16 protein-coding genes are annotated in these 22,535 nt (G+C 71.4%); 8 read left to right on the forward strand and 8 right to left on the reverse strand.

Features of this window, described 5'->3' with window-relative positions; translation table 11 throughout:
* Positions 1-179 precede the first annotated feature (179 nt).
* On the reverse strand, positions 180-479 hold the full coding sequence (locus tag J8N05_RS48250; protein WP_407700008.1) for a putative leader peptide: 300 nt from the start codon (positions 477-479) through the stop codon (positions 180-182).
* A 151-nt stretch (positions 480-630) separates the two neighbouring features.
* On the opposite strand from J8N05_RS48250, the gene J8N05_RS43030 reads away from it, so the two are divergent.
* The 7 genes from J8N05_RS43030 to J8N05_RS43060 all read left to right on the forward strand — a co-directional run bounded on the left by J8N05_RS43030 (position 631) and on the right by J8N05_RS43060 (position 13,188).
* Positions 631-4,383, forward strand: coding sequence for a S8 family peptidase (locus J8N05_RS43030; protein ID WP_210892966.1), 3,753 nt, complete (start codon positions 631-633; stop codon positions 4,381-4,383).
* 319 nt (positions 4,384-4,702) lie between these two features.
* A complete protein-coding gene (locus tag J8N05_RS43035; protein WP_210892968.1) occupies positions 4,703-5,995 on the forward strand; it encodes an ABC transporter substrate-binding protein in 1,293 nt (430 codons plus the stop codon).
* Positions 5,996-6,059: 64 nt separating this feature from the next.
* Positions 6,060-6,998 carry a carbohydrate ABC transporter permease gene (locus J8N05_RS43040; protein WP_210892970.1) on the forward strand — a complete coding sequence of 313 codons (939 nt, stop codon included), beginning with the start codon at positions 6,060-6,062 and terminating at the stop codon, positions 6,996-6,998.
* 15 nt (positions 6,999-7,013) lie between these two features.
* Positions 7,014-7,841: a carbohydrate ABC transporter permease gene (locus tag J8N05_RS43045; protein WP_210892972.1), complete on the forward strand. Its 828-nt coding sequence runs from the start codon at positions 7,014-7,016 to the stop codon at positions 7,839-7,841.
* Positions 7,838-8,911 carry a LacI family DNA-binding transcriptional regulator gene (locus tag J8N05_RS43050; RefSeq protein WP_210892974.1) on the forward strand — a complete coding sequence of 358 codons (1,074 nt, stop codon included), beginning with the start codon at positions 7,838-7,840 and terminating at the stop codon, positions 8,909-8,911. The genes J8N05_RS43045 and J8N05_RS43050 overlap by 4 nt, the downstream gene beginning before the upstream one ends.
* 72 nt (positions 8,912-8,983) lie before the next feature.
* Positions 8,984-10,918, forward strand: coding sequence for a glycoside hydrolase 5 family protein (locus J8N05_RS43055; protein WP_210892976.1), 1,935 nt, complete (start codon positions 8,984-8,986; stop codon positions 10,916-10,918).
* Positions 10,915-13,188 carry a glycoside hydrolase family 3 N-terminal domain-containing protein gene (locus J8N05_RS43060; RefSeq protein WP_210892978.1) on the forward strand — a complete coding sequence of 758 codons (2,274 nt, stop codon included), beginning with the start codon at positions 10,915-10,917 and terminating at the stop codon, positions 13,186-13,188. Before J8N05_RS43055 ends, J8N05_RS43060 begins: the two co-directional genes overlap by 4 nt.
* Positions 13,189-13,212: 24 nt before the next feature.
* On the opposite strand, the gene J8N05_RS43065 is transcribed toward J8N05_RS43060, so the two are convergent.
* From J8N05_RS43065 to hisD, 7 genes are all read right to left on the reverse strand, one after another.
* Positions 13,213-13,992 (reverse strand): DUF4097 family beta strand repeat-containing protein, encoded by a 780-nt coding sequence (locus J8N05_RS43065; protein ID WP_210892980.1) that lies wholly within the window; start codon positions 13,990-13,992, stop codon positions 13,213-13,215.
* Positions 13,993-14,086: 94 nt separating this feature from the next.
* Positions 14,087-15,850, reverse strand: a complete 1,764-nt coding sequence (locus tag J8N05_RS43070) for a glycoside hydrolase family 13 protein (protein WP_210892982.1) — start codon at positions 15,848-15,850, stop codon at positions 14,087-14,089.
* Positions 15,847-16,740, reverse strand: coding sequence for a nitrilase-related carbon-nitrogen hydrolase (locus tag J8N05_RS43075; protein ID WP_210892984.1), 894 nt, complete (start codon positions 16,738-16,740; stop codon positions 15,847-15,849). Before J8N05_RS43075 ends, J8N05_RS43070 begins: the two co-directional genes overlap by 4 nt.
* Positions 16,737-17,537 (reverse strand): carbohydrate ABC transporter permease, encoded by an 801-nt coding sequence (locus tag J8N05_RS43080; RefSeq protein ID WP_210892985.1) that lies wholly within the window; start codon positions 17,535-17,537, stop codon positions 16,737-16,739. The genes J8N05_RS43075 and J8N05_RS43080 overlap by 4 nt, the downstream gene beginning before the upstream one ends.
* Entirely contained in the window at positions 17,534-18,541 is a 1,008-nt protein-coding gene (locus tag J8N05_RS43085; protein ID WP_247706927.1) for a carbohydrate ABC transporter permease, read from the reverse strand. Before J8N05_RS43085 ends, J8N05_RS43080 begins: the two co-directional genes overlap by 4 nt.
* Positions 18,538-19,935, reverse strand: coding sequence for an ABC transporter substrate-binding protein (locus tag J8N05_RS43090; protein WP_210892987.1), 1,398 nt, complete (start codon positions 19,933-19,935; stop codon positions 18,538-18,540). The genes J8N05_RS43085 and J8N05_RS43090 overlap by 4 nt, the downstream gene beginning before the upstream one ends.
* Positions 19,936-20,061: 126 nt before the next feature.
* Complete coding sequence (gene hisD, locus J8N05_RS43095) at positions 20,062-21,381, reverse strand: histidinol dehydrogenase (RefSeq protein WP_247706928.1); 1,320 nt, start codon at positions 21,379-21,381, stop codon at positions 20,062-20,064.
* Positions 21,382-21,470: 89 nt separating this feature from the next.
* Here hisD and J8N05_RS43100 point away from each other — a divergent pair, with 89 nt between their 5' ends.
* On the forward strand, positions 21,471-22,388 hold the full coding sequence (locus J8N05_RS43100; protein ID WP_210892989.1) for a LysR family transcriptional regulator: 918 nt from the start codon (positions 21,471-21,473) through the stop codon (positions 22,386-22,388).
* Positions 22,389-22,535 lie beyond the last annotated feature (147 nt).

Consider the following 22,535-nt stretch of genomic DNA (forward strand, 5'->3'; position numbering starts at 1 on the left):
GCGTCGTCCGGACCTGCCGGACACACCGGATCGGACGCGACCGGCCGGGACTGCGGCAACACGCGATGCGCACGGACACATGGGCACGCGCGATTCGCGAGGCATGCGAGACATGCGGGGCTTACGAGGCTGCCGCCGGGGTGGAGAGCCGGAACCGAGACCGGTTCCGGAACCAGGGGTCAGCTACAGAGCGCGCCCTGCGTCCGGCACAGATCCACGTGCCGACGCTTCGTCCAGACCGGCAGCGTCACCGCGCCGCGGACCGGCCTGCTGTGTGACGCCCTGACGTGTGACGCCCTCAAGGTGACTCCCGCGCTAGGTGGTTGCGCACTGAACGTACGTTGCGGAGGTGCGCCCTTGTCAAGAGTGCCCCCCCCCACCCCCACCCCCGCACCCGGACCCGCGCCCGCACCTCGCGCTCCCACCCCGACCCGCCGGCCCCGGCCCCGGCCGCCCAACTCCCCACGTTGCCAGCACATTTCACGGAACGATCTTTCCGGGAACGCCCTCCCGCAGCAGTCATCGGATGGCTAGTGTCCAGCCGTCCGCCTGCACTCGACTCGATCAAGGACGCCCGTGCGACTGACGCATCCCGGCAGACACAGACTGCTGGCCATCACAACGGCCCTCGTGGCGCTGACAGCAACCCCGTCCGCCGTCGCGGCCGACCTGGACCTGTCCACCCTCACCGACAACGTTGCCGGCTCCGGCAGCGCAGTCACCGACTCAAAGACCGGGACCCACGGCAAGAGCCACACCGTCACGCTGCTGACAGGTGATCAGGTCACCGTCACTCCGGGTGGCGCCGGCCCCGACACCGTCTCCGTACAGGGGCCGGACGGTCTGCGCGCCGACGCGCGGATCACCCGGCAACGCGAGGACACGTACGTGTACCCGTCCTCCGCCGACACCTATGTCGGCGCCGGCCTCCTCGACCCCGAACTCTTCAACGTCACCCGCCTGTTGGCCGACGGTTACGGGGAAACCCACGCCGACGGCCTGCCCCTCATCGTCGGTTACGCCTCCGCCGCCCGGCGGAAGTCGGATGCCACGTCGTTGCCCGAAGGGGCCACCGGGGCACGGGCGTTGAGCAGCATCAACAGCACCGCGCTCGTCCAGGACCGTACCCGGGCGGAAGCCTTCTGGAGCGACCTCACGGCACCGGCGGCCGAGGGCGAGTCGGCCACCACCGCCGCCAAAAGCGCCCCGAAGCTGGCCGGCGGCATCCAGAAGGTGTGGCTCGACGGCAAGGTCGAGGCCGAACTCGCGGACAGCACCGCGCAGATCGGCGCGCCCGAGGTCTGGGCGAAGGGCAACACGGGTGCGGGTGTCGACGTTGCCGTCCTGGACACCGGATACGACACCGGGCATCCGGATCTGAAGGACGTCGTCGTCTCGTCGGAGAGCTTCGTACCCGGCGAGGGCGTCACGGACCGCAACGGGCACGGCACCCATGTGGCGTCGACCGTCGCGGGCAGCGGCGCCGCCTCCGAGGGCGGTGTCGAGCAGGGGGTCGCACCGGGCGCGAGGCTGCACGTGGGCAAGGTCCTGAGCGACGCGGGCAACGGTTACGACTCCTGGATCATCAGCGGCATGGAGTGGGCGGCCCGTGACGCCAAGGCCAAGGTCGTGAGCATGAGTCTCGGCTCGAACGGCCCCTCCGACGGCAGTGACCCGATGAGTCAGGCCGTGAACCGTCTCAGTGCCGAGACCGGCGCCCTGTTCGCCGTCGCGGCGGGCAACGCCGGACCGTACGACCACACGGTGGCCGCTCCCGGCGCCGCGGACGCCGCGCTCACCGTGGGCGCCGTCGACGCGGACGACGCCGTGGCGGAGTTCTCCAGCCGCGGTCCCCGGCTGCGGGACGACGCCCTCAAGCCCGAGATCACCGCGCCGGGGGTGGGCATCCTGGCGGCGCGTTCGCAGTACACGTCGGGCACCGGTTCGTACACCGCGAAGAGCGGTACGTCCATGGCGACCCCGCATGTGGCCGGTGTGGCCGCGCTGGTCGCCGCCGCGCATCCCGGCTGGACCGGCTCCGAGATCAAGGACGCGCTGGTCAGCAGGTCCAAGGCCACGCCGGACAACTCCGCCGACGCGGGCGGCAACGGCCGGGTCGACGCGGTCGCCGCCACCGGGGGCACGCTGTTCGCCACGGGCACGGTCGACGCCGGCATCCACACCACCAGCGAGCCGGGCGAGACCGTCGAGAAGACGGTCCGGTGGCGCAACGACGGCGCCGAGCCGGTCACGGTCGACCTGTCCGTGGCCGCCACGGAGACGGCGCCGACCGGCCTGTTCACCGTCGCCGACAAGCAGCTCGTCGTCCCCGCGGGCGGTTCCGCGGCGACGACCGTGACCACCCATCTCGACCGCGCCGCCACCGAGCGGCGCTATACGGCACAGCTCACCGCCGAGGCCTCGGGCAGGACGCTGACCAGGTCGCTCCTCGGGGTCAGCACGTACGAGGAGCCCTTCCATCTGCGTGTTCAGGTGACCGACCGCTCCGGTGTCCCGAGCCCGTCGCTCGTGTTCGTCAACTGGCAGCGGCAGGGCGACGAGTACAGCCAGTCCGCCAACGCGGCCGGCGGCGCCCTCGACGCTCTCGTACGGCCCGGTACGTACACGGTCTGGGTCTGGGCGCCGGTCGAGGGGACGCACGGCGAGTCCTCGCGGGGCCTGGCGCTGCTGAGCGCGCCCACCGTGGAGGTCCGCGGCGACACGGACGTCACGCTCGACGGTACGCGTCTGGTGCAGACCCGCGTGGTGACGCCGAAGGCCAGCACGGACAGCGATGTCCGGGTCGACTTCAGCCGGACGTTCGGGGACGACTCGCCTCCGGTCGTCGACTCCTGGACGGTCGGCAGCGGGTACGACAGCCTGTGGGCCCTGCCGACCGCGAAGCCCGCCTCGGGCGAACTGACCTACACGGCCCGCTGGCGGATGCAGCAGCCCCTCGTCAGCCTGAGCTCCGGGAAGCAGGACTTCGACGACCTGTGGGTCCAGCCCGGGTCCGCCGACCCGGCCGAGGGCGACCGCACCCTGCGTGCCGTCCACGCGGGTGCCGGTCTGACGGAGGACTACGAGGGGCTGGACGCCCGGGGCAGGATCGCCGTGGTGAACTACCTCCCGGAGGACGAGGAGGACGACGGGGACGAAGAGGATCTTGCGGCCGGAAAGGCCGCCGCAGCCCCCGACCAGGTGCAGTCCGCCGAGAAGGCCGGCGTCGCCCTGCTGGTGATCGTCAACGACCTCGACGGCAGGCTCCGCGAGCCCGTCCGCAAGACCCCGCTCACCGTCGTGGGCCTGTCCCGCACCGAGGGCACGGCACTGATCGACCGCATCAAGGCGAGCCCGGACGGCTCCGTCGCGATGCGCACGGTCACCCACGCGAAGACGGGCTACCTGTACGACCTCGTGCGCTCCTGGCACGACACGATCCCCCAGAAGCCGACGTACGCGCCGACCGAGCGGCAGCTCGCCCGCGTCGACGTCGACTTCCGCAACGATCCGGCGAAGGAGGTCGACGAGTTCCGCTACGACATCCAGCCCTACCTCGGGGTGAAGATCGGCATGCAGCGGCTGTCCCACTCCGGGGCGCGGCGCACCGACTGGGTGACCTCGGACCGCGGGGTCCGGTGGATGGAGGAGGCGACCACTGCCTTCGCGACGCAGAAGTCCGGTCTGCTCGCCTACCCGGCCGGGCGGAGCACGTACGTGCAGTGGTTCGGGCCCGTGCAGCGGCCCCGGGTCAACGTCAGCGAGACGCTGCCGCGGCGCACCGGCGACACCGTCGAGGCGAACGTGCCGGGCTGGGGTGACGGTACGAACGGCCATGTGAGCACCTATGGGACCGGTACGACCTCGCAGCGGACGGAGCTGTACCGGGGCGACGCCCTGGTCGCGGGCTCCGACGGCTACTCCGTGGCAGGCGAGGTACCGGCGGCCAGGGCCGGCTACCGCCTGGTGACCACGACGGAGCGCACCGAGGGATTCCCGTACTCGACCTCCACCCGTACCGAGTGGGGCTTCGCGTCGGCGACTCCCAAGAAGGGCGAGAGCGGTCTGCTGCCGCTGGTGCAGCTCGACTACCTGATCCCGACCGCGGCCGACGGGACGGCCCGGCGGACCGCGCCCGTGCTGGTCACGGCCTCGCACGTGCCGGGAGTCTCCGGCGCCGCCACCCGGGTCGACAAGGTCGAGGTGTCGTACGACGACGGGCGGAGCTGGCGGCGGGCCTCGCTGTCCACGTCGTCCGAGGGCGCGCTCGCCCGTCTCGCCGCTCCGCGGAAGGCCGAGTTCCTCTCGGTGCGGGTCCATGCGTCCGATGCGCGGGGGAACTCCGTCGTGCAGACGATCGTGCGGGCGGTGGGGGTCGGCTGACACAGCCGACCGGCTTACGGGTGGCTGTGGCGCCTGGTCCTCAGGCGTGGGCCGCCCTCCGGGGTGACCGGGGTGAGCGCCCTCCGGGGCGCGGGGATCCGACGTGTGGCGGCTGCCGGTCGGCGGTGGCTGAGCGCGCAGTTCCCCGCGCCCCTTCGGGGCGCTCGCCCGCGGTGGCCTGGAAGGGATCCGCCCCCGTTCGGGGAAGCAGATCCCTTCCAGGTCTTGACCGCACGCGGAACCCCTCCTAAAGTCCTCGCACTTCCGCAGGTACATCGATTAACCACTCGTTAACCGCCTTGGTTGGAGACACCCCGCTGTGCGCTCACCGCTGACTCGGCGCGGCTTCCTCGCCGCCGGTTCCGGCCTCACCGCCGCGACCGCCCTGCCCGCTCTGTCCGGCTGTTCCGCGCTGGCCGCGGCGGACTCCGATCCCGACACGCTCGTCGTGCACAGCCAGCTGGGCACGACCGCGCCGGGATCGCCCACCTATCTGGACTCCCTGGACCGCTTCCGCAAGGAGAACCCGGGGCTCAAGGTCAAGAACCTCGTCAACGGCGACGACCTCGCCCAGGTCTACGAGACCTCCCGGCTGGCCCGTAAGGAGCCGGACGTCGTGATGGTCAACCTCTACGACAAGACCCTGGCCTGGACGGATGTCGGCGCCACGGTCGACGTCAAGGACTATCTGGACGACTGGGGGCTGCGCGAGCGCGTGCTGCCCGTGGCCCTGGACGCCTGGACCGACGGCGAGGGCAGGCTGCGGGCCTTCCCCTATTTCGCCACCAACTGGCCCGTCGCCTACAACCGCTCGCTCCTCGACAAGGCGGGCGTGGACGAGATCCCGGTGACCGGCGACCAGCTGATCGCCGCGGCCCGCAAACTGCGGGCCAAGGGCATCGCCCCCGTCACCACCGGCGGCAACGACTGGACCGGGCAGAAGCTCCTCGCCCAGATCATTCAGACCTTCCTCAGCGAGGACGAGGCCCGGCACGTCTACTCCACCGGTGACTTCAGTGGCAGCAGGGGCGCCATGGAGGGCATCGAGTACTTCGTGGCGCTGCGCGACGCCGGGGTGTTCGTCGACAAGGCCCAGGGTCTGACCTCCGACCTGATGACCACGCAGTACAACACGCAGTCCGCCGCCATCCAGTCGGCGATGTCGTCGGCGCTCGCGAAAGTGCCCGAGTCCGTCGCGCGGCACACGGACGTGGGCGGCTGGCCGCTCGCCGAGGGCGCCGCGCACAAGCTGCCGACGATCCTGCGGACGTACACGCTCATCGGGTTCTGGATCAGTCCGAACGGTACGAAGAAGATCGACGCCGTCGAGAAGTTCCTGCGGTTCATGTACCGCCCCGACACCGTGTCCCGGTTCATCAAGGAGAGCGGCCGCGACATGGCGCTGCGCTCCGGCACGGTCAGTACGGACTTCCCGCTGGTCGCGGCGGCCCAGCGGCTGGGGGACGACGTCAGCCAGGTCCTGCTGCCCGACGTGTACGTGCCGCCGGCTGCGACCCAGCCGCTGATCACCGCGACCAGTACGTCCTTCACCCGGGGTACCGGCGCCGCGAAGGTCCGCGCCGCGCTCGAAGCCGCGTACCGCTCCGCATGAGCCTCTCCCCGCCCCCTCCCCCGTGTCCCCCGCGTCCCTCGCCCCAGTCCATCGGAGTCACCGCATGACGACGTTGACGCCCACACCGGGCGACACCACGGTCCGCCGCCCCGGCCCGCCGTCCGCCACCGCGGAGCGGCGCCCGCCCCGGCAGGGCGGCACCGTCCTCGCCGTGCCGGCCCTGATCTGGTACCTGGTCTTCATGGTCGGGCCGATGATCGCGATCTTCGTGGTCGCCGCCCTGCACTGGCCCGGCATGCTGCAGCCGGTGTCGTTCGCCGGCCTCGGCAACGTGCGCACGGTCATGGACGACCCGGTGTTCTGGGACGCGGTGCGCAACACCGCCGTCCAGCTCGCCGTCGCCCTGCCCATCATGATCGTGTGCGCCTACATGCTGGGCTACTACGTGGCGCAGAAGCCGCCGGGGCACCGGGTCATCCGCTATCTGCTCTTCATCCCGGGGCTCATCTCGACGCCGGCGAAGGCCATGGTCTTCTACGCCGCGCTCTCCCCGGACGGGCTGGCCAACGGCGCGCTGGAGTCCGTCGGACTCGGCTCGCTGACCGACGCCTGGCTCGCCTCGCCGTCCACCGCGCTGGCCTGTCTCATCGCGCTGGACGTGTGGGCGGGCATCGGCTTCACGGCCGTCCTGTTCGCGGCCCGGCTCGGCAGTGTGCCCGACGAACTCGGTGAGGCCGCACAACTCGACGGCGCCGGGCACTGGCGCACGATGTGGCTCATCCACTTCCCCGTGATCCGCGACTACGTCGGTGTCGTGACGATGCTCCAGTTCCTGTGGACGCTCTTCGGGTCCGCCCAGCACGTCCTGCTGCTCACCCAGGGCGGACCGGGCAGCTCGTCCACCACCCTGTCGTTCCTCGTCTACCAGAAGGCGTTCATCGCGGCCGACCTGGGCTACAGCCAGACCGTCGGCGTCATCCTCTTCCTCGCCGGGCTCGTCGGACTGCTCACCATCCGCCGCGCATTCCGCCAGAACTACTGATCGGAGCCGCTCACCATGAAGCTCGGCAAGCGCTGGCTGCCCGCGCACATCCTGGTGTGGTCCTACGCCGTCCTGCTGATCGTGCCGCTGTACTACTTCCTCGCCTCGGCCTTCAAGACGAACGACGAGATCTTCGCGCATCCCTTCGCCCTGCCCACCTCGTTCGGGTTCGGCAACTTCCGTACCGCCTTCGACAGCGCCGACCTGGGGCTCGCCGTCGTCAACTCGACGCTGGTGACGGTTCTCGCGCTCGTCCTGACGTTGGGGCTGGCGCTGCCCGCCGCGTTCGCGCTCGCCCGTTCCACGGGTCGGCTCGCGTCGGTCATGGAGAAGGTGTTCTCGCTCGGCTTCCTCATCCCCACCTTCGCGGCGCTCTTCCCGACGTTCCTGCTGGCCGCGGCGACGGGACTGTTCCACACCCGTACGTTCATGGTGCTGTTCCTGCCCGCGACCGCGATGCCGCTGTCCGTGGTGATCCTGGTGCAGTTCATGCGGACCATCCCCAAGGAGATGGAGGAGGCCGCGCGGATGGACGGCGCGTCCACGTTCGCGGTCCTGCGACACGTCTACGTCCCGATGTGCATGCCCGGCATCGCGACGGTGCTGCTGCTGAACTTCCTGACCTTCTGGAACGAGTACCTGTACTCGCTCGTGATCATCGGGCCCGATCCCGCCCAGCGCACGGTCCAGGTCGCCCTGCCCACCCTGAAGTCGATCACCGGCACCGACTACGGCGTCCTCACCGCGGGCACGGTCCTCACCCTCGTACCCGTGTGGGTCGTCTACACCGTGCTGCAGAAGCGCATGCAGCAGGCGCTCGTCAGCGGGGCGGTGAAGATGTGAGCACGTCCACCGAAGAGCCCGGCACGCCGGACAGGGCAGGACGGCGTCCCACCATCAAGGCCGTCGCGGCGGCAGCCGGCGTGTCCACCGCGGCTGTCTCCCAGGCCTTCAACGACAAGGGGCGGCTGTCCTCGACGACCCGCCGCCGCATCCTGGACACCGCGCTGGAGCTGGGCTGGTCGCCGAGCGCGCCCGCCGCGGCCCTGCGCAGCGCCCGCACCCGGACGCTCGCCCTGGTCGTCCGGCGCCCCACCGACGTCCTCGGCGCGGACCCCCACTTCAGCGAACTGATCACCGGTATAGAGGGCGAACTCGCCCCGCGCGGTTACGGGTTGCTGCTGCACCTGGTCGCCGGCGCGCAGGAGGAGAACGTCCTCTACGAACGGCTGGCCGCCGAGGGCCGGGTGGACGGTGCGGTGCTCACGGACGCGCGTGCCGTCGACCCCCGCCCCGCGCTGCTGGCCCGCCTCGGCCTGCCCGCGGTGCTGCTCGGCGCTCCCGACCGCGCGGCGGCGGTGCCGAGCGTCGGCCTCGGTCAGCAGGGCGCCGGCGTCGAAGAAGTCGTCGCCCATCTGCTGGAACTCGGCCACCGGCGCATCGCCTATGTGGCGGGTCCCGAGGAGTTGCAGCACACCAGACTGCGGCACGGCGCCTTCGACGCGGCCCTGCGCGCGGCGGGGGTACGGCCGGTCGCCGTGCTGCACACGGACTTCTCGGAGGTGTCGGCCGTCGCCGCGACGGTCGCGCTGCTCGACACCGCCGACCGCCCCACTGCCATCGTCTATGCCAACGACTCCATGGCTGTGTGCGGCATGGGCGCCGCGCAGCGCGCGGGGCTGCGCGTCCCTCGCGATCTCTCGGTCGTCGGCTACGACAACCTGCCGCTCGGCCGTTGGCTCCATCCGCGGCTGACCACCGTCGACCAGCAGGTGCAGCGGGTCGGCGCGGCTGCCGCGCGGGTCCTGCTCGCCCGGTGCGGCGAGGACGTCGAGGCCGAGCGGCTCGACGACCGGCCCCGCCTGGTCGTCCGGGAGTCCACCGGCCCGGCTCCCCGAAGACCCGCCTCCTGACCCGGCCCCGGTGTGCCGCACGCCCGCACCTGCCACCGCACCACCGATCGATCCGAGAAGGACCAAAGGACCATGCGACGCCACAGCGCCCACCTGACCCACGACTCCGCCGTACTGCCCTGGCTCGGCGCCAACTTCTGGTCCCGCACCGGCGGTCCGCTGATGTGGCGCGACTATGACCCCAAGACGGTCCGCGAGGAACTGGAGGTGCTGCGCGAGCACGGTCTGACCATGACGCGCTCCTTCTTCTACTGGCCCGACTTCCACCCCGAGCCGCACCGGATCGACGAGACCCTGTGCGAGCGTTTCGCGGACTTCCTCGACGCCCATACCGAGGCAGGCATGGGCACGGTGCCCACCTTCATCGTCGGTCACATGTCCGGCGAGAACTGGGACCCCGTGTGGCGGGGCGGCCGGGACCTGTACGAGGACGTGTGGATGGTCGGCCGCCAGGCGTGGTTCGCCTCGCAGATGACCCGCCGCTTCAAGGACCACCCGGCGGTCACCGGCTGGCTCATCACCAACGAGATGCCCGGCTACGGTCGCGTCTACCAGGAGAACCCGCCCTCCTCCGACGTCGTCACGGCCTGGGCGCAGGCCATGTGCAACGCCGTACGGGCGGCCGGCGGCACCCAGCCCGTCTCCCTCGGGGACGGCGCCTGGGGCATCGAGGTGACCGGCCGCGACAACGGCTTCTCGCTCCGGGACACCGCCGAGTACGTCGACTTCGTGGGCCCGCACGTCTACCGCTCGGACACCGACCGGCCCCGCCAGCACTACCGGGCCGCCTTCGAGTGCGAGCTGGCCTCGGTGACGGAACAGCCCGTCGTCCTGGAGGAGTTCGGGCTGTCCACCGACACCGTGTCCGCCGAGAACGCCGGGATCTACTACCGGCAGACCCTGCACAACTCGCTGCTCGGCGGTGCCACGGGCTGGATCGCCTGGAACAACACCGACTACGACGACCTGTGGGACCGCTCGCCGTACGACCACCACCCCTTCGAGATGCACTTCGGCATCACGGACAGCGAAGGCGCGCCGAAGGCTCCGTTGCTCGAACTCGCCGCGTTCGCGGATGTGTTGGAGGCGGTGGACTTCGCCCGCTGCCGGCGGGCCGACACCGACGCCGCCCTGGTCGTGCCCGCGTTCCTGGAGCGCGGCTACCCCTACAGCAGGCCCGCCGACCGACCGCTGATCTTCACCTCGCTGCACCAGGCGTACGTCGCCGCCCGCGCCGCCGACCTGCCGGCCGGACTGGTCCGCGAGGCCGACCACCTCCCCGGCCACGCCAAGCTCTATCTGCTCCCCGCCACCCGGCAGTTGACCGCCCGTACGCGGCGCGAACTGGCCCGGCGGGCACAGGAGGGGGCGACGGTCTACCTGTCGTTCTGCTCCGGTGAACACCCCGGCACGCGCGGCCCGTGGTTCGACGACCTCGACGGCCTCTTCGGGGTCGAGCTGCAACTGTCGTACGGGGTCGCCGAGCCCATCACCGACGACGTACTGGAGATGACCTTCACCGAGGACTTCGGTCCGCTCGCGGCCGGTGAGACCCTTACGTTCCCGGTGGCGGGCAACGAGGACAGCCGGGCCTACCTGCCGGTGGTCCCGCGCGACGCCCGGGTGGTCGCCGTCGACGGGCACGGCCGCCCCGCCCTCCTCGTGCGCGAGACCGGCAGCGGACGCACGGTCCTCGCGACCTACCCGCTGGAGCACATGGCCGCCCGCACCGCCCGGATCAATCCGGAGCAGACACACCGTCTGTACGGGGCGCTCGCCGACCTCGCGGGCGCCGCGCGTCCGGTGACCGTCGACAGCCCGTACGTGGGCGCGGACCTGCTCGTGCACGAGGACGGACGGCGCTTCGTGTGGCTGGTCAGCCAGTCCGCCGAGGAACTGACCGTACGCCCGGACGCGGTCGGCACCCTGCACGACCTGACGTCCGGCGAGCAGGTGACGGACGTGCGGCTCGCGCCGTACGGGGTCGTCGTCCTGGAGCTGACATGACCGGCCCCCTCTACCGGGACCCGGACGCACCGGTCGAGGCCCGGGTGCGGGACCTGCTGGGCCGCATGACCCTCCAGGAGAAGGTCGGCCAGGTCAACCAGCGCCTCTACGGCTGGGACGCCTACGAGCGGACGCCGTCCGGCGAGTACCGGCTCACCGACGCCTTCCTGACCGAGGTCGCCGACGGTGACGGCATGGGCGCCCTCTACGGGCTCCAGCGCGCCGACCCCTGGTCGGGGGTCGGGTTCGCGGACGGCATCACGGCGGCCGACGGCGCCCGGGTCTCGGACGACGTGCAGCGGCACGTCGTGGAGAACACCCGCCTGGGTGTCCCGGTGCTGTTCGTGGAGGAGGTACCGCACGGCCATCAGGCCCTCGACGGCACCCTTCTGCCGGTGAACCTCGGCGTGGGCGCCACCTGGGACCCCGACCTGTACGAGGCCGCCGCCGAGGCGGCGGGCGCCGAACTGCGCTCCCGCGGGGGCCATGTGGCGCTCGTGTCGGCCCTCGACCTGGTGCGCGACCCGCGCTGGGGCCGCGCCGAGGAGTGCTTCGGCGAGGACCCGTACCTGGCGGCCCGGTTCACGGAGGCGCTGGTACGCGGTATGCGCAGGGCGGATGCCGCGGTCGTCCTCAAGCATTTCGCCGGGCAGGGTGCCACGGTCGGCGGACGCAACAGCGCGGCCACCGAACTCGGGCCCAGGGAACTCCACGAGATCCACCTCGCGGCGGCACGCGCGGGCATCCGGGCCGGTGCGGCCGGGGTGATGGCCGCGTACAACGAACTCGACGGCCTGCCCTGTGTCGCGAACCAGCCTCTGCTGACCGGACTGCTGCGTGAGCAGTGGGGTTACGAGGGGATAGTCATGGCGGACGGCGGGGCCATCGACCGTCTGGTGCGGCTCACCGGCGACCCGGTGGCCGCGGGCGCCATGGCGCTGTCGGCCGGCTGCGACCTCGGCCTGTGGGACGCGTGCTTCCCACAGCTGGCCGAGGCCGTCTCCCGTGGACTCGTTCCCGAGGCGACGCTCGACACCGCCGTCGCCCGGGTCCTGACCCTCAAGTTCCGGCTCGGCCTCTTCGAGCGGCCGTACACGTCCGGGCGGCCCACTCATGAAACGCCCTTCCCGGTAAGGGAGTTGAGCGAGCGGATCGCCAGAGCCTCCGTCGTGCTACTCGAACACGACGGCGACACCCTACCGTTGTCGGCGGCGGCCCGGCGGATCGCCGTCCTCGGGCCCAACGCCGACTCCGTACCGCAGCAGATCGGGGACTACACCGCGCCCCAGCGACCCGGGACGGGAATCACGGTGCTGCAAGGCATCCGCGAAGTGGCTCCCGACGGCGTGGAGGTCACCCATGCCGCCGGGTGCGCGCTGACCGGCGCCGATCTGTCCGCGCTCCCCGAGGCGGTCGCCCTGGCCGCCGCGGCCGATGTGGCCGTGCTGGTCCTGGGCGGTTCCAGCGCCCGCGACGGTGGGACGACCTTCGACGACAACGGGGCCGCGCGGGTCGGTGCGGCCACGCCGAGTGGCATGACCTGCGGCGAGGGCGTCGATCTGGCCGACCTCGCGCTGCCCGTCGCGCAGTTGAAGCTGATCGACGCCGTGGTCGCCACCGGTACGCCGGTCGTCGTGGTCCTGGTCCAGGGACGTCCGCATGCCTTGCCGGACCTCTCCTCAACCGCGGGCGCCGTACTCAGCGCGTGGTATCCGGGACCCTGGGGCGGCCGGGCCGTCGCCGACGTCCTGTTCGGCCGGGCCGAGCCGGAGGGACGGCTCCCCGTGTCGGTACCGCGCTCGGCGGCCCAACTGCCCGTCTTCTACAACGGCAAGGACCACCGCTACCGGGGATACGTCGACCAACCGGCCTCCGCCCGCCACCCGTTCGGCCACGGACTGTCGTACACGTCGGTGTCCTACGGCGAGCCGAAGCTGTCGCGTACGTCCGTGCCCCTGGACGCGCCCACGCTGACCTGCGCGGTCACCGTCACGAACACGGGGCGGCGGCCGGTGTGCGAGACCGTGCAGCTTTATGTGCGGCGGCTGTCCGGCGGCTCCTCGTGGCCCAGGACGAGAGAGCTGCGCGGGTTCACCCGGGTGCGGCTGGCCCCGGGCGAGAGCGCGGAAGCCGTGTTCGGCATCGACGCGGACACGCTCGGTTCGGTGACCCGTGATCTGACCGTGGGTGTCGAGGCGGGCGAACTCCGGCTGGAGACCGGCCCGTCGTCCGACCGGACCAGCGGGGTCTCCCTCACGGTGGGGCCCTGATCCTCCGTCCCGCGCGGTACGCGCCTACTCCACGCCGGCCGTGACGTCACCGTTGACGGTGGTGAGCGTCATGCTGCGGTCGTCGTCCCCGTCGCCGGTGGGGACGGTGACCGAGGGGCGGCCGTTGTCGGTGGTCGCCGCGACCCGGTAGGCGGGCGCGTCGTGCGGCAGCATGACCCGGACCGAGCCGTTGGTGGTGAGGGCACCGACGCCGTCCGGCGAGGTGGCGCAGTCGAGCGTCACGTCGCCGTTCACCGTCTCGGCGTGCAGGTCGTCGGCTCGCAGGGTGCCCGCGCGTACGGATCCGTTGCGGGTCTCTAGGCGGACGGGGGCGTCCTTCCGGCCGGACCTGGTCACGGTGACGTCGCCGTTGACGGTCGTGAGGTCCAGCGCGGCAGAGACGCCGGCCACGTCGATTCCGGCGTTGCGGGCGGAGACGGTGACGGACGCGCCCTTCGGGACGTCGACCTCGGGCATCCGGGCGCACTCCTCGCCGGACTCCTGACCGTCGGTGTCCTGCTTCGGGCACGACAGGTCGAGCACCCAGGTGTCGTCCCGGTGGGACCACTCGTGCCGGATGTGGCCTCCGACGCCGACCCGGTCGCCGTCCGCGGGGCGCAGCCGCACCCCGTTGTCGGTGGTGATCACCAGGTCGGCGCCCCGGGCCACGGCGGGCAGTGCCGCGGCTCCCCATCCGCCTTCGTCGTGGTTCCCGTCGTGCCCTCCGCCGCATGCCGCGACGAGGGGGACGACAGCCAGCAGGGCAACCAGGCTCCGTGCGCGCGTCGTTGTCGTTGCGTCCATGCCCGGTCGGTTTCCCCCTGCCCGCGCATCCATGACTCCTGAGGCCTCGCGAGAACATGACCTCAACGCCTCGCGGGAACCGCTGCCGTGCGCGTCAGGCCACCGCCGTGACGGCAGCCTCCGCCCGGTCCGGCTCCCCCGTGGTGAACCAGACCGTGGCGTCCGGAGGCACGTGGGTCGTCACCGGCTCGGACGCGGCCAGGACTCGTGCCCCGGGTGGCAGTGGGACGGGCTGCGCGCCGAGGTTGGCGACGACTTCGACGGAGCCGTTGGCGAGGTGCAGGACGGCGTCGGGAGAACTCAGCCATTTGAGGGTCCCCTCCCCCAGCCGGTAGCGGCGGCGCAGGTCCAGCAGGGTGCGGTACAGCTCCAGCGTCGACCCCGGACGGCCCCGCTGTGCGGCCACGGCGTACGAGCCGTAGTCGGGCGGCTGGGGCAGCCAGGTGTCGGAGCCGCTGCGGGTGCCGAAGCCGAAGGCGGGGTCCGTCTCGGTCCACGGCAGGGGCACCCGGCAGCCGTCGCGTCCTCGGATGCGGTGTCCGGACCGTTCCCACACCGGGTCCTGGCGTGCCGCGTCCGGCAGGGCGGTCGCCTCGGGCAGGCCCAGTTCCTCGCCCTGGTACAGGTAGGCGGACCCGGGCAGGGCCAGCATGAGCGCGGTGGCCGCGCGCGCCCGGCGCAGACCCAGCGGCCGGTCGGGCTGCGGGTCGTCGGCGCCCACGCCGTGTTCCAGCTCGACCTGTCCCTCGTACCCGAAGCGGCTCGCGTGCCGCATCACGTCGTGGTTGGACAGGACCCAGGTGGTCGGCGCGCCGACGCCGTCGTTGGCCGCCAGCGACTCGGCGATGACGTTCCGCAGCGGGGCCGCCTGCCAGGGCGTCTCCAGGAAGCGGAAGTTGAAGGCCTGGTGCATCTCGTCGGCGCGGATGATCCGCGCGGCGCGCTCCGGCGGCAGCCATGCCTCGGCGCACAGGATGCGCCGGCCGTCGTAGGTGTCCAGCAGCCGGCGCCAGCTCCGGAAGATCTCGTGGATGCCCTCCTGGTCCCACATGGGAGGCATCACGCCGTCGACGGGCTCGATCACGCCGTGGGTCGGCCGGGGCCAGTCGGGCAGACCGGGAGCCTTGACGAGGGCGTCGCAGACATCGACGCGGAAGCCGTCGACATCGCGGTCGAGCCAGAAGCGGAGCGTCCGTTCGAAGTCCTCGCGGACGGCGGGGTTGTCCCAGTTCCAGTCGGGCTGGGAGGCGTCGAACAGGTGCAGGTACCACTGCCCGGGGCGGCCGTCGGCCTCGGTGACCCTGGTCCAGGCGGGCCCTTCGAACATCGACGTCCAGTCGTTGGGCGGCAGGGAGCCGTCCGGTCCGCGGCCGTCACGGAAGTGGAACAGGGCCCGCTCGTCGCTGCCGGGGGCGGCGGCGAGCGCGTCACGGAACGCGAGGTGTTCCGAGGAGCAGTGGTTGGGCACGAGGTCGACGATCACGCGAATGCCCACGTCGTGCGCCCGCGCGAGGAGTTCGTCGAAGTCGGCGAGCGTGCCGTAGCGCGGGTCCACCGCGCGGTAGTCGGCCACGTCGTAGCCGCCGTCGCGCTGCGGCGAGGGATAGAAGGGGGAGAGCCACAGGGCGTCGACGCCGAGGTCCGCCAGGTGGTCGAGCCGTCCGGTGATGCCGGGCAGGTCACCGGTGCCGTCACCGTCGCCGTCGGCGAACGAGCGCGGATAGATCTGGTAGATGACGGCGGTCCGCCACCAGTCGTCGTCGGCCGCCCCGGACGGCGGACCGGCCTGAGCGACAGCGGCTGCGGAGGTGGCTGCGGGAGTGGCAGCGGCTGCGGGAGTGGAGTCTGCCGTGGTCATAGCAGCGGGGTCTCCTGTGCGTAGATGTCGGGCCGGCGGTCGCCGAGCAGGTCGTTGTGCGGGGAGATGGCCTTGTCGCGGGACAGGTGGAGGAAGAGGTCGGCCGCGGCCCGCTGCTCCGAATCGCCCGGATTGCTCGAAGTGGTGGGAGCGGTGACGGCGGACGTGAGCCAGCCGAACTGGTCGATGACCGCAGTCCCCTGCGTCCACTCCTGTCCCCGCTCGACGCCGCTGCGGTCCGCGCACGCGATGAAGACACCGTTGGCGCGTGCGGCGGACTGGGCCTGGATGATCTCCGCCGGATACTGGCCCGCCGGATGCTCGACCAGCGGCCAGTTGGTCGGAACGGCTATCAGGTCGGCGCCGGCGAGTGCGAGCCGGCGGGGCATCTCGGCGAATTCGAGGTCGTAGCAGATCAGTACACCGATACGGCCGTGTGCCGTGTCGACCACCGGCGGGGTCCGGTCCCCGGGCGTGAAGAACAAGGTCTCCCGGTCCCACAGGTGTGTCTTGCGGTAGACCGCCCGCACACCACTCGCGTCGACCACGGCGGCGCTGTTGTACAGCGTGTCGTCCGCGTCGTCCGCGTGCTGGCAGAAGCCCAGCACGACGACACTCCGCGTACCGGCGAGCACCGCGCTCAGTTCGGAGAAGAAGGGGTCCTCGACGGTGATCGCCGTAGTCCGGGCCTCCTCGGCGGTCTCGAAGACATAGCCGGAGGTGACCAGTTCGGGCAGGACGACGATGTCGGCCCCGTCCGCCAGGGCCCGCCGGACGGCGTCCAGGGCCATCGACTTGTTGTAGGACAGATCGCCGACGCGTGGCGCCAGTTGCTCGCACACGACACGGGTCACGCCGGTCTTCGCGGCGGACGAACGGCCGGCGGTCATTTCACCGCTCCTTCCGTGAGGCCGGAGATCAGGCGCCGTTGCAGGACCGTGTACGCCAGCAGCACCGGAAGGGCCACGAGGACGGCGGCCGCGGCGGTGACCGCGGGGTCGCTGGAGCGGGCGGCCCCGGAGAAGAAGGACAGCGCCAGCGGAACGGTCTGCACCGCCGCGTTGTCGGGGACCAGGATGAGGGCCAGCAGGAACTCGTTCCAGGTGAACAGGAAGAGCACGGTGCCGAGGGTCGTGAGGGCGGGCCCGGCGATGGGCAGCACCACCAGCCGCAGGGTCTGGAACCTGCTGGTGCCGTCGATGCGCGCCGCTTCGAGCAGTTCCTGCGGGACCGAGGCGAAGAACGTACGCATCCAGAGCACCCCGAGCGGCACCGACAGGGCGATCTGCGGGAGGATCAGCGCCCAGTAGGTGTCGATGAGGTTCCAGCCCGCGAGCAGTTCGTAGAGCGGCAGCACGGTGACCTCGTACGGCAGGACGAGGCCGAGCAGGAGCAGGCCCAGGATGACCTTGCCGCCGGGGACGCGCATGGTGGCCAGGGCGTACCCGGCGAGGCTCGCGAGGAGCACGGTGACCACGACGACGGTGACGGACACCAGCGCGCTCGACAGCAGTGCGGAGCCGAAGCGGCCCTGGGTCCAGGCCGTCGAGTAGCTGTCCAGGGACAGTCCGCCGGAGGAGCCGTCGAACGAGGAGACGACGATCGACACCAGCGGGAAGACGGCGACGACGGACGCGAGGACGAGCAGCGCGTGCGTGGTGACGCTCTCGGTACGGGCGATCCTCATGGCTGCACCTTCCTGGCCGGTCGGACGGGACCGCGTCGTAGGAGCCCGCGGCCCCTGCCGTCGCGTTCGCGCAGGAGGAGCTGTACGGCGACCACGACGGCGAGGATGACCACGGTGAGGACGATGGCCAGGGCGGAGGCCCGGCCGAGCATGCGGTTCTGGAACGCGTCCTGGTAGACGTACAGGCTGGGGACGGTGGTGGAGGTGCCGGGTCCGCCGCGGGTGGTGTTCCAGATGAGGTCGAAATTGCGCAGGGCGAAGGTGACCGTGAGGATCAGCGCGATCGAGATCTGGGGGCGCAGGGCGGGCAGCGTGATGGAGAAGAACTCCCGCACCGCTCCGGCGCCGTCCAGCCGGGCCGCCTCGTAGGTCGACCGGTCGATGGCCACGATGCCGCTGAGGAAGAGCACCATGCACAGGCCGTACTCGACCCAGGTGCCGACCACTCCGATCGAGGGCAGGGCGGTGTCGAAGTTCCCGAGCCAGCTCGTCGTGAAGCGGCCCAGGCCCACCGACCGCAGCAGCGCGTTGACCGGTCCGTCCTCGGCGAGGAGGTTCCGCCAGGCCACGGCGACGACGACGCTGGACAGGATCTGCGGCACGAACAGCAGGGCCCGGAACAGCGTCAGGCCGTACACGCGGATACGGGACATGGCTCCGGCGAGCAGCAGGCCCACGGCCACCGGCAGGGCGGCGTAGAAGAACAGCAGGACCAGTGAGTGCAGCAGGGCCGCGCGCAGGTCGGGGTCGGTGAAGACGGCCGTGTAGTTGTCGAGGCCGACCGGCGTGCCCTCGGTCAGGCCGTCGTAGGCGTAGAAGGAGTACCAGACGGAGATGCCGATGGGGTACACCACGAAGACGGCGAAGAAGGCCAGGGCCGGAGCCACGTACAGCAGCGAGGACCAGGAGAGGGAGGTCAGATGGCGGCGTGGCCGACTGCTGCGGCGTATGCCGGTCGGTGTGGGCGCGGTGTCGCGTTCCCGCGCGGGGGCGACGGTGCTCACTCGGACTCCCTCGCCTTCCGCCAGGAGTCCTGGACCGCCTTGGTGAAGGCGGCGCTGCTCGTGCGGCCCGCCATGACCTCCTGGAGTCGGCCGCCCATGACGGAGAGCATGTCGGTGGCGCTCCAGTCGTAGTAGCCGACCTGGGTGCCCGCGGCGATGGTGCGCTTGAGCACGTCGAGGGTCTGGCTCTGCAGGCTGTTCGCGCCCTTCGCGCCGTCGGTGACGACGGGCAGGCGGCCGGTGTCGAGGATCTCCTGACCGGCTTCGGGGGTGTGCAGGGCCGCGAGGAAGGCGACGGCGGCGGGGGTGGCCTTGGAGGAGGCGGCGATGTGCCACGGCGAGGCGGTGGCTCCGGCGCCGCCGGTGGTGAGCGCGCCGAAGCCGAACTTCTCGGGGTCGAGCTTGGCGCCGTTCCATGAGCCGCCGACGAAGAAGGCGCCCGAGCCCTTGGCGAAGCGGGCGATGGCGTCCTCGTTGCTGAGACCGTCGTAGCCGGAGCCGAAGTAGCCCTTCTTCGCCCAGTCGGCCATGGTGTCGGCCGCCTTCTCGTTGCCGGTGGTGGCGAAGGTCGTGCCCGCCTTGCCGCCGATCCAGTCGCTGATCGAGGCGGGGCTCTGCTCGGTGACGGCGAGGTCGGAGAAGATGTGGGTGGCGGCGTACTGGTCGCTGTTGCCCAGCATGATCGGCTGCTTGCCTGCCTCCTTCACGACCGGGAGGTCCTTCTCCAGGTCGCTCAGGGACTGCGGCGGTTCGAGGTCCAGGGACTTGAGCAGGGCCTTGTTGTAGTAGATGCCCTGGACCTCGCTGATCGGGGACATCCCGTAGAGGTTCCCGTCGCCGAAGGCGGTGCCCGCGCTGTTCCAGCGGGCCGGTGCCAGGGTGCTCGCGCCGGTGCCGGTGAGCCAGCCGTAGGTCGCGGCCACGTCGTCGAGGGGGCGGACGAGCTTGGCCTTGACCAGGGCGCCGTCGACCGCGTACCCGATGTTGCCCTGGAACAGGTCGGGCGGGGTGCTGCCGGAGGCGGCGTTGACGACGGTGGCGATGAGGTCGTCGAAGCTCTTGTAGGTGATGTCGACGGTGACGTTCGGGTACTTCTTCTCGAAGGCCGGGACGACCGACTTCATCAGTGGCTTCTCCGCCTGGTCCGCCCACATCCGCAGGGTGACGTCACCGAGGTCGGCGACCTGTTCGGTGGTCACCGGCTCGGTGATGAAGGACTGCGTCCCGGCGGTGGCGGACTTGCCCGCGCCGGGCGCGCTGCACCCGGCGCAGGCGAGGACGGCGGCCACCGCGACGGCCGCGGCGGCGCCCCAGGCACGCCGGGGCGCGCCCGCTCTCCCGCCCGTTCTCTCACGGAGTACGCGACGGCGTACCTCACGACGTACGGATTTCATCCGGTGCACCGTTCCTGTGTGGGCCTGTAAGGGTCTGTATTTTTCTGTATTGGTATGTGCGTATCTGTGCGGGTCTTCTTGGATCTGTACGTACGGATCTGTACGTACGGACCTGTGCGGGAGAGGTCAGCCGGCGTAGGAGCGCAGGCGGAGGGTGGCCGTGGCCTGGTGGGCGGTCATGCCCTCGCTCGCGGAGATGACCTCCACCGCCTCGGCGAGCGACGGCGTGGCCTCACGGGCGATGCGCTGGTACGTGAGCGGCTTCAGGTAGCGGGAGACGGAGAGCCCGGCGCTGTGCTTGGCACCTCCGGCGGTCGGGAGGGTGTGGTTCGTCCCGGCCATGCCCTTGTCCGAGTACGCGACCGTGCTCCAGTGCCCGAGGAACAGGGAGCCGTAGTTGCGCAGCGTGTCGTGGTACCAGTCGTCGTCGGCCGTGTGCACCTCCAGGTGCTCCGGGGCGAGTTCGTCCATGACCGCGACCGCGTCCTCCTTGCTGTCCACCAAGATCACGGAGCCGAAGTCGTGCCAGGCAGGTCCGCAGATGTCCTGTGTGGACAGGGTCGGCAGCTGGCGCTCGACGGCGGCGATTACGTCACGGCCGAGCCGCTCGGAGGTGGTGACCAGGGCGGCCGGCGAGTTGGGGCCGTGTTCGGCCTGGCCGAGCAGGTCCGCCGCGACGGCCTCGGCGTCGGCCGTCCCGTCGGCGATGACGGCCACCTCGGAGGGCCCCGCGAGGAGGTCGATGGCGACCGTGCCGAACAACTGGCGCTTGGCCTCGGCGACATAGGCGTTCCCGGCGCCGACGAGCATGTCGACGGGCGCCCGGCCCAGCAGCCCGAAGGCCATGGCCGCGAGGGCCTGGACCCCGCCGACGACGAAGAGGTGGTCGATGCCGGAGAGGTGCGCGGCGTAGGTGACGGCGTCGTTGGCGCGCCCGTCCGGCTGGGGCGGGGTGCAGCCGATCACCGTGGGTACGCCCGCGACCTTGGCCACGCCCACGGTCATGAAGGCGCTGGCGGTGAGCGGGAAACGGCCCGCGGGGAGGTAGGCGCCGACGGCGGAGACCGGTACGTAACGCTGGCCGACCACCAGCCCGGGGGCGATCTCCTCCTCGAAGTCCGCCAGATGGTCGCGCTGCAGGGCGGCGAAGCGCTGGGTGCGCTCCGCGCCGAGCTCGATCGCCGCACGCAGGTCCTTCGGCAGCCGGTCGCCGCTGCGCGCTATGTCGGCCGCGTCCAGCTCGATCGCGCCGTCGGTCTGGCCGTCGAGGGAGCGTGCGTAGCGGCGGACGGCGTCGAGGCCGTCGCGCTCGATCTCGGACAGCATGCGGCTGACCGTCTCGATCACCTCGGGGTCGCGCTGGGCGGGCGGAGCGTCGACTGCGGGAGCCTTCAGCAGGGTGTAGCGGTCGGAGAAGGCAGCGGTGAAGCGGGAGCTCAATTTCATACTGATGAGCCTGAAGGACGGTTTGCCCCGGGACAACCTCGAATTGTCCTCGCCACCCCATAGGGCGACCCTATGGCAGAGTGGGCGGCATGCCACCTTCGTCCGCTCCGGCGATCACGCTCAACCAGCTGCGCGCCTTCCTCGCCGCCACCCGGCTGGGCACGTTCTCGGCCGCCGCGGCGGAGCTGCGCACCACCCAGCCCTCGGTCTCGGAACTGATCAAACGCATGGAGGACCACTACCGGGTGCCCCTGTTCACCCGGGGAGCGCGCCGGCTCGTCCTGACCGCGGCGGGCGAGGAACTGCTGCCCTATGCCGAGCAGGCGGCGGAGGCGGCCGAGGGCGCCGACCGGGCACTGCGCTCCCTCACCTCGCTCGACGGCGGAGTGGCCACCTTCGGCCTGCTGCGCAACGCCGACTACTACCTGCTGTCGGATCTGCTCGAAACGTTCCACGCCCGGCATCCCCGGGTGCGGCTGCGGATCGTGGGCCTGAACTCGGTGGAGGTCGCGGAGGCCGTCACCGCGGGTGATCTGGAGGCCGGTCTGGTCGTCCTGCCCATCGACGCCGAGGGCCTCGACATCACGCCGCTCATGCGCGACGAGGTCGTCTACGCCTCGGCGGACCCGGCGCGCACCGCCCGGCCCGTGACGATGGCCGACCTCGCCGAGGCGCCGCTGATCCTGTACGACGCCCACTACGGCTGGCGGGATCCCACCCGGCGCCAGCTGGCCGAGCGCGCCCAGGTGGAGGGCATCACCCTGTCGCCGGTGGTCGAGGTCGAGCAGGTCGACTCCGCGCTGCATCTGGTCGCCCGGGGCGCGGGAGACACCATCGTGTCCCGGGCGGTCGCGGGCAGCCGCACGTTCCCGGAGAACCTGCACACCGTCGGGTTCGCCGAGCCGCTGTACGACACCATCGCCGTGGTCCGGCGCCAGGGAGCCGTGCTGTCCCCCGCGACCCGGGAGATCGCCCGCCTGGCCCGGCGCATGCTGCTGGAACACTGATCCGGACATCGGCCCGCACACCGACCGCGCCCCTAGGGACAGAAGGTGTCGGGAGGTGTTCCGTACCGGTGTGTGCGTCGGTGCGCTGTCCCCTGCCGCGGTCCGCCCGGTGTGCGCCGCCGCGCCGGGCACCCGTGCCCCTCTACA

Source organism: Streptomyces liliiviolaceus (genome assembly GCF_018070025.1).
Lineage (GTDB): Bacteria > Actinomycetota > Actinomycetes > Streptomycetales > Streptomycetaceae > Streptomyces > Streptomyces liliiviolaceus.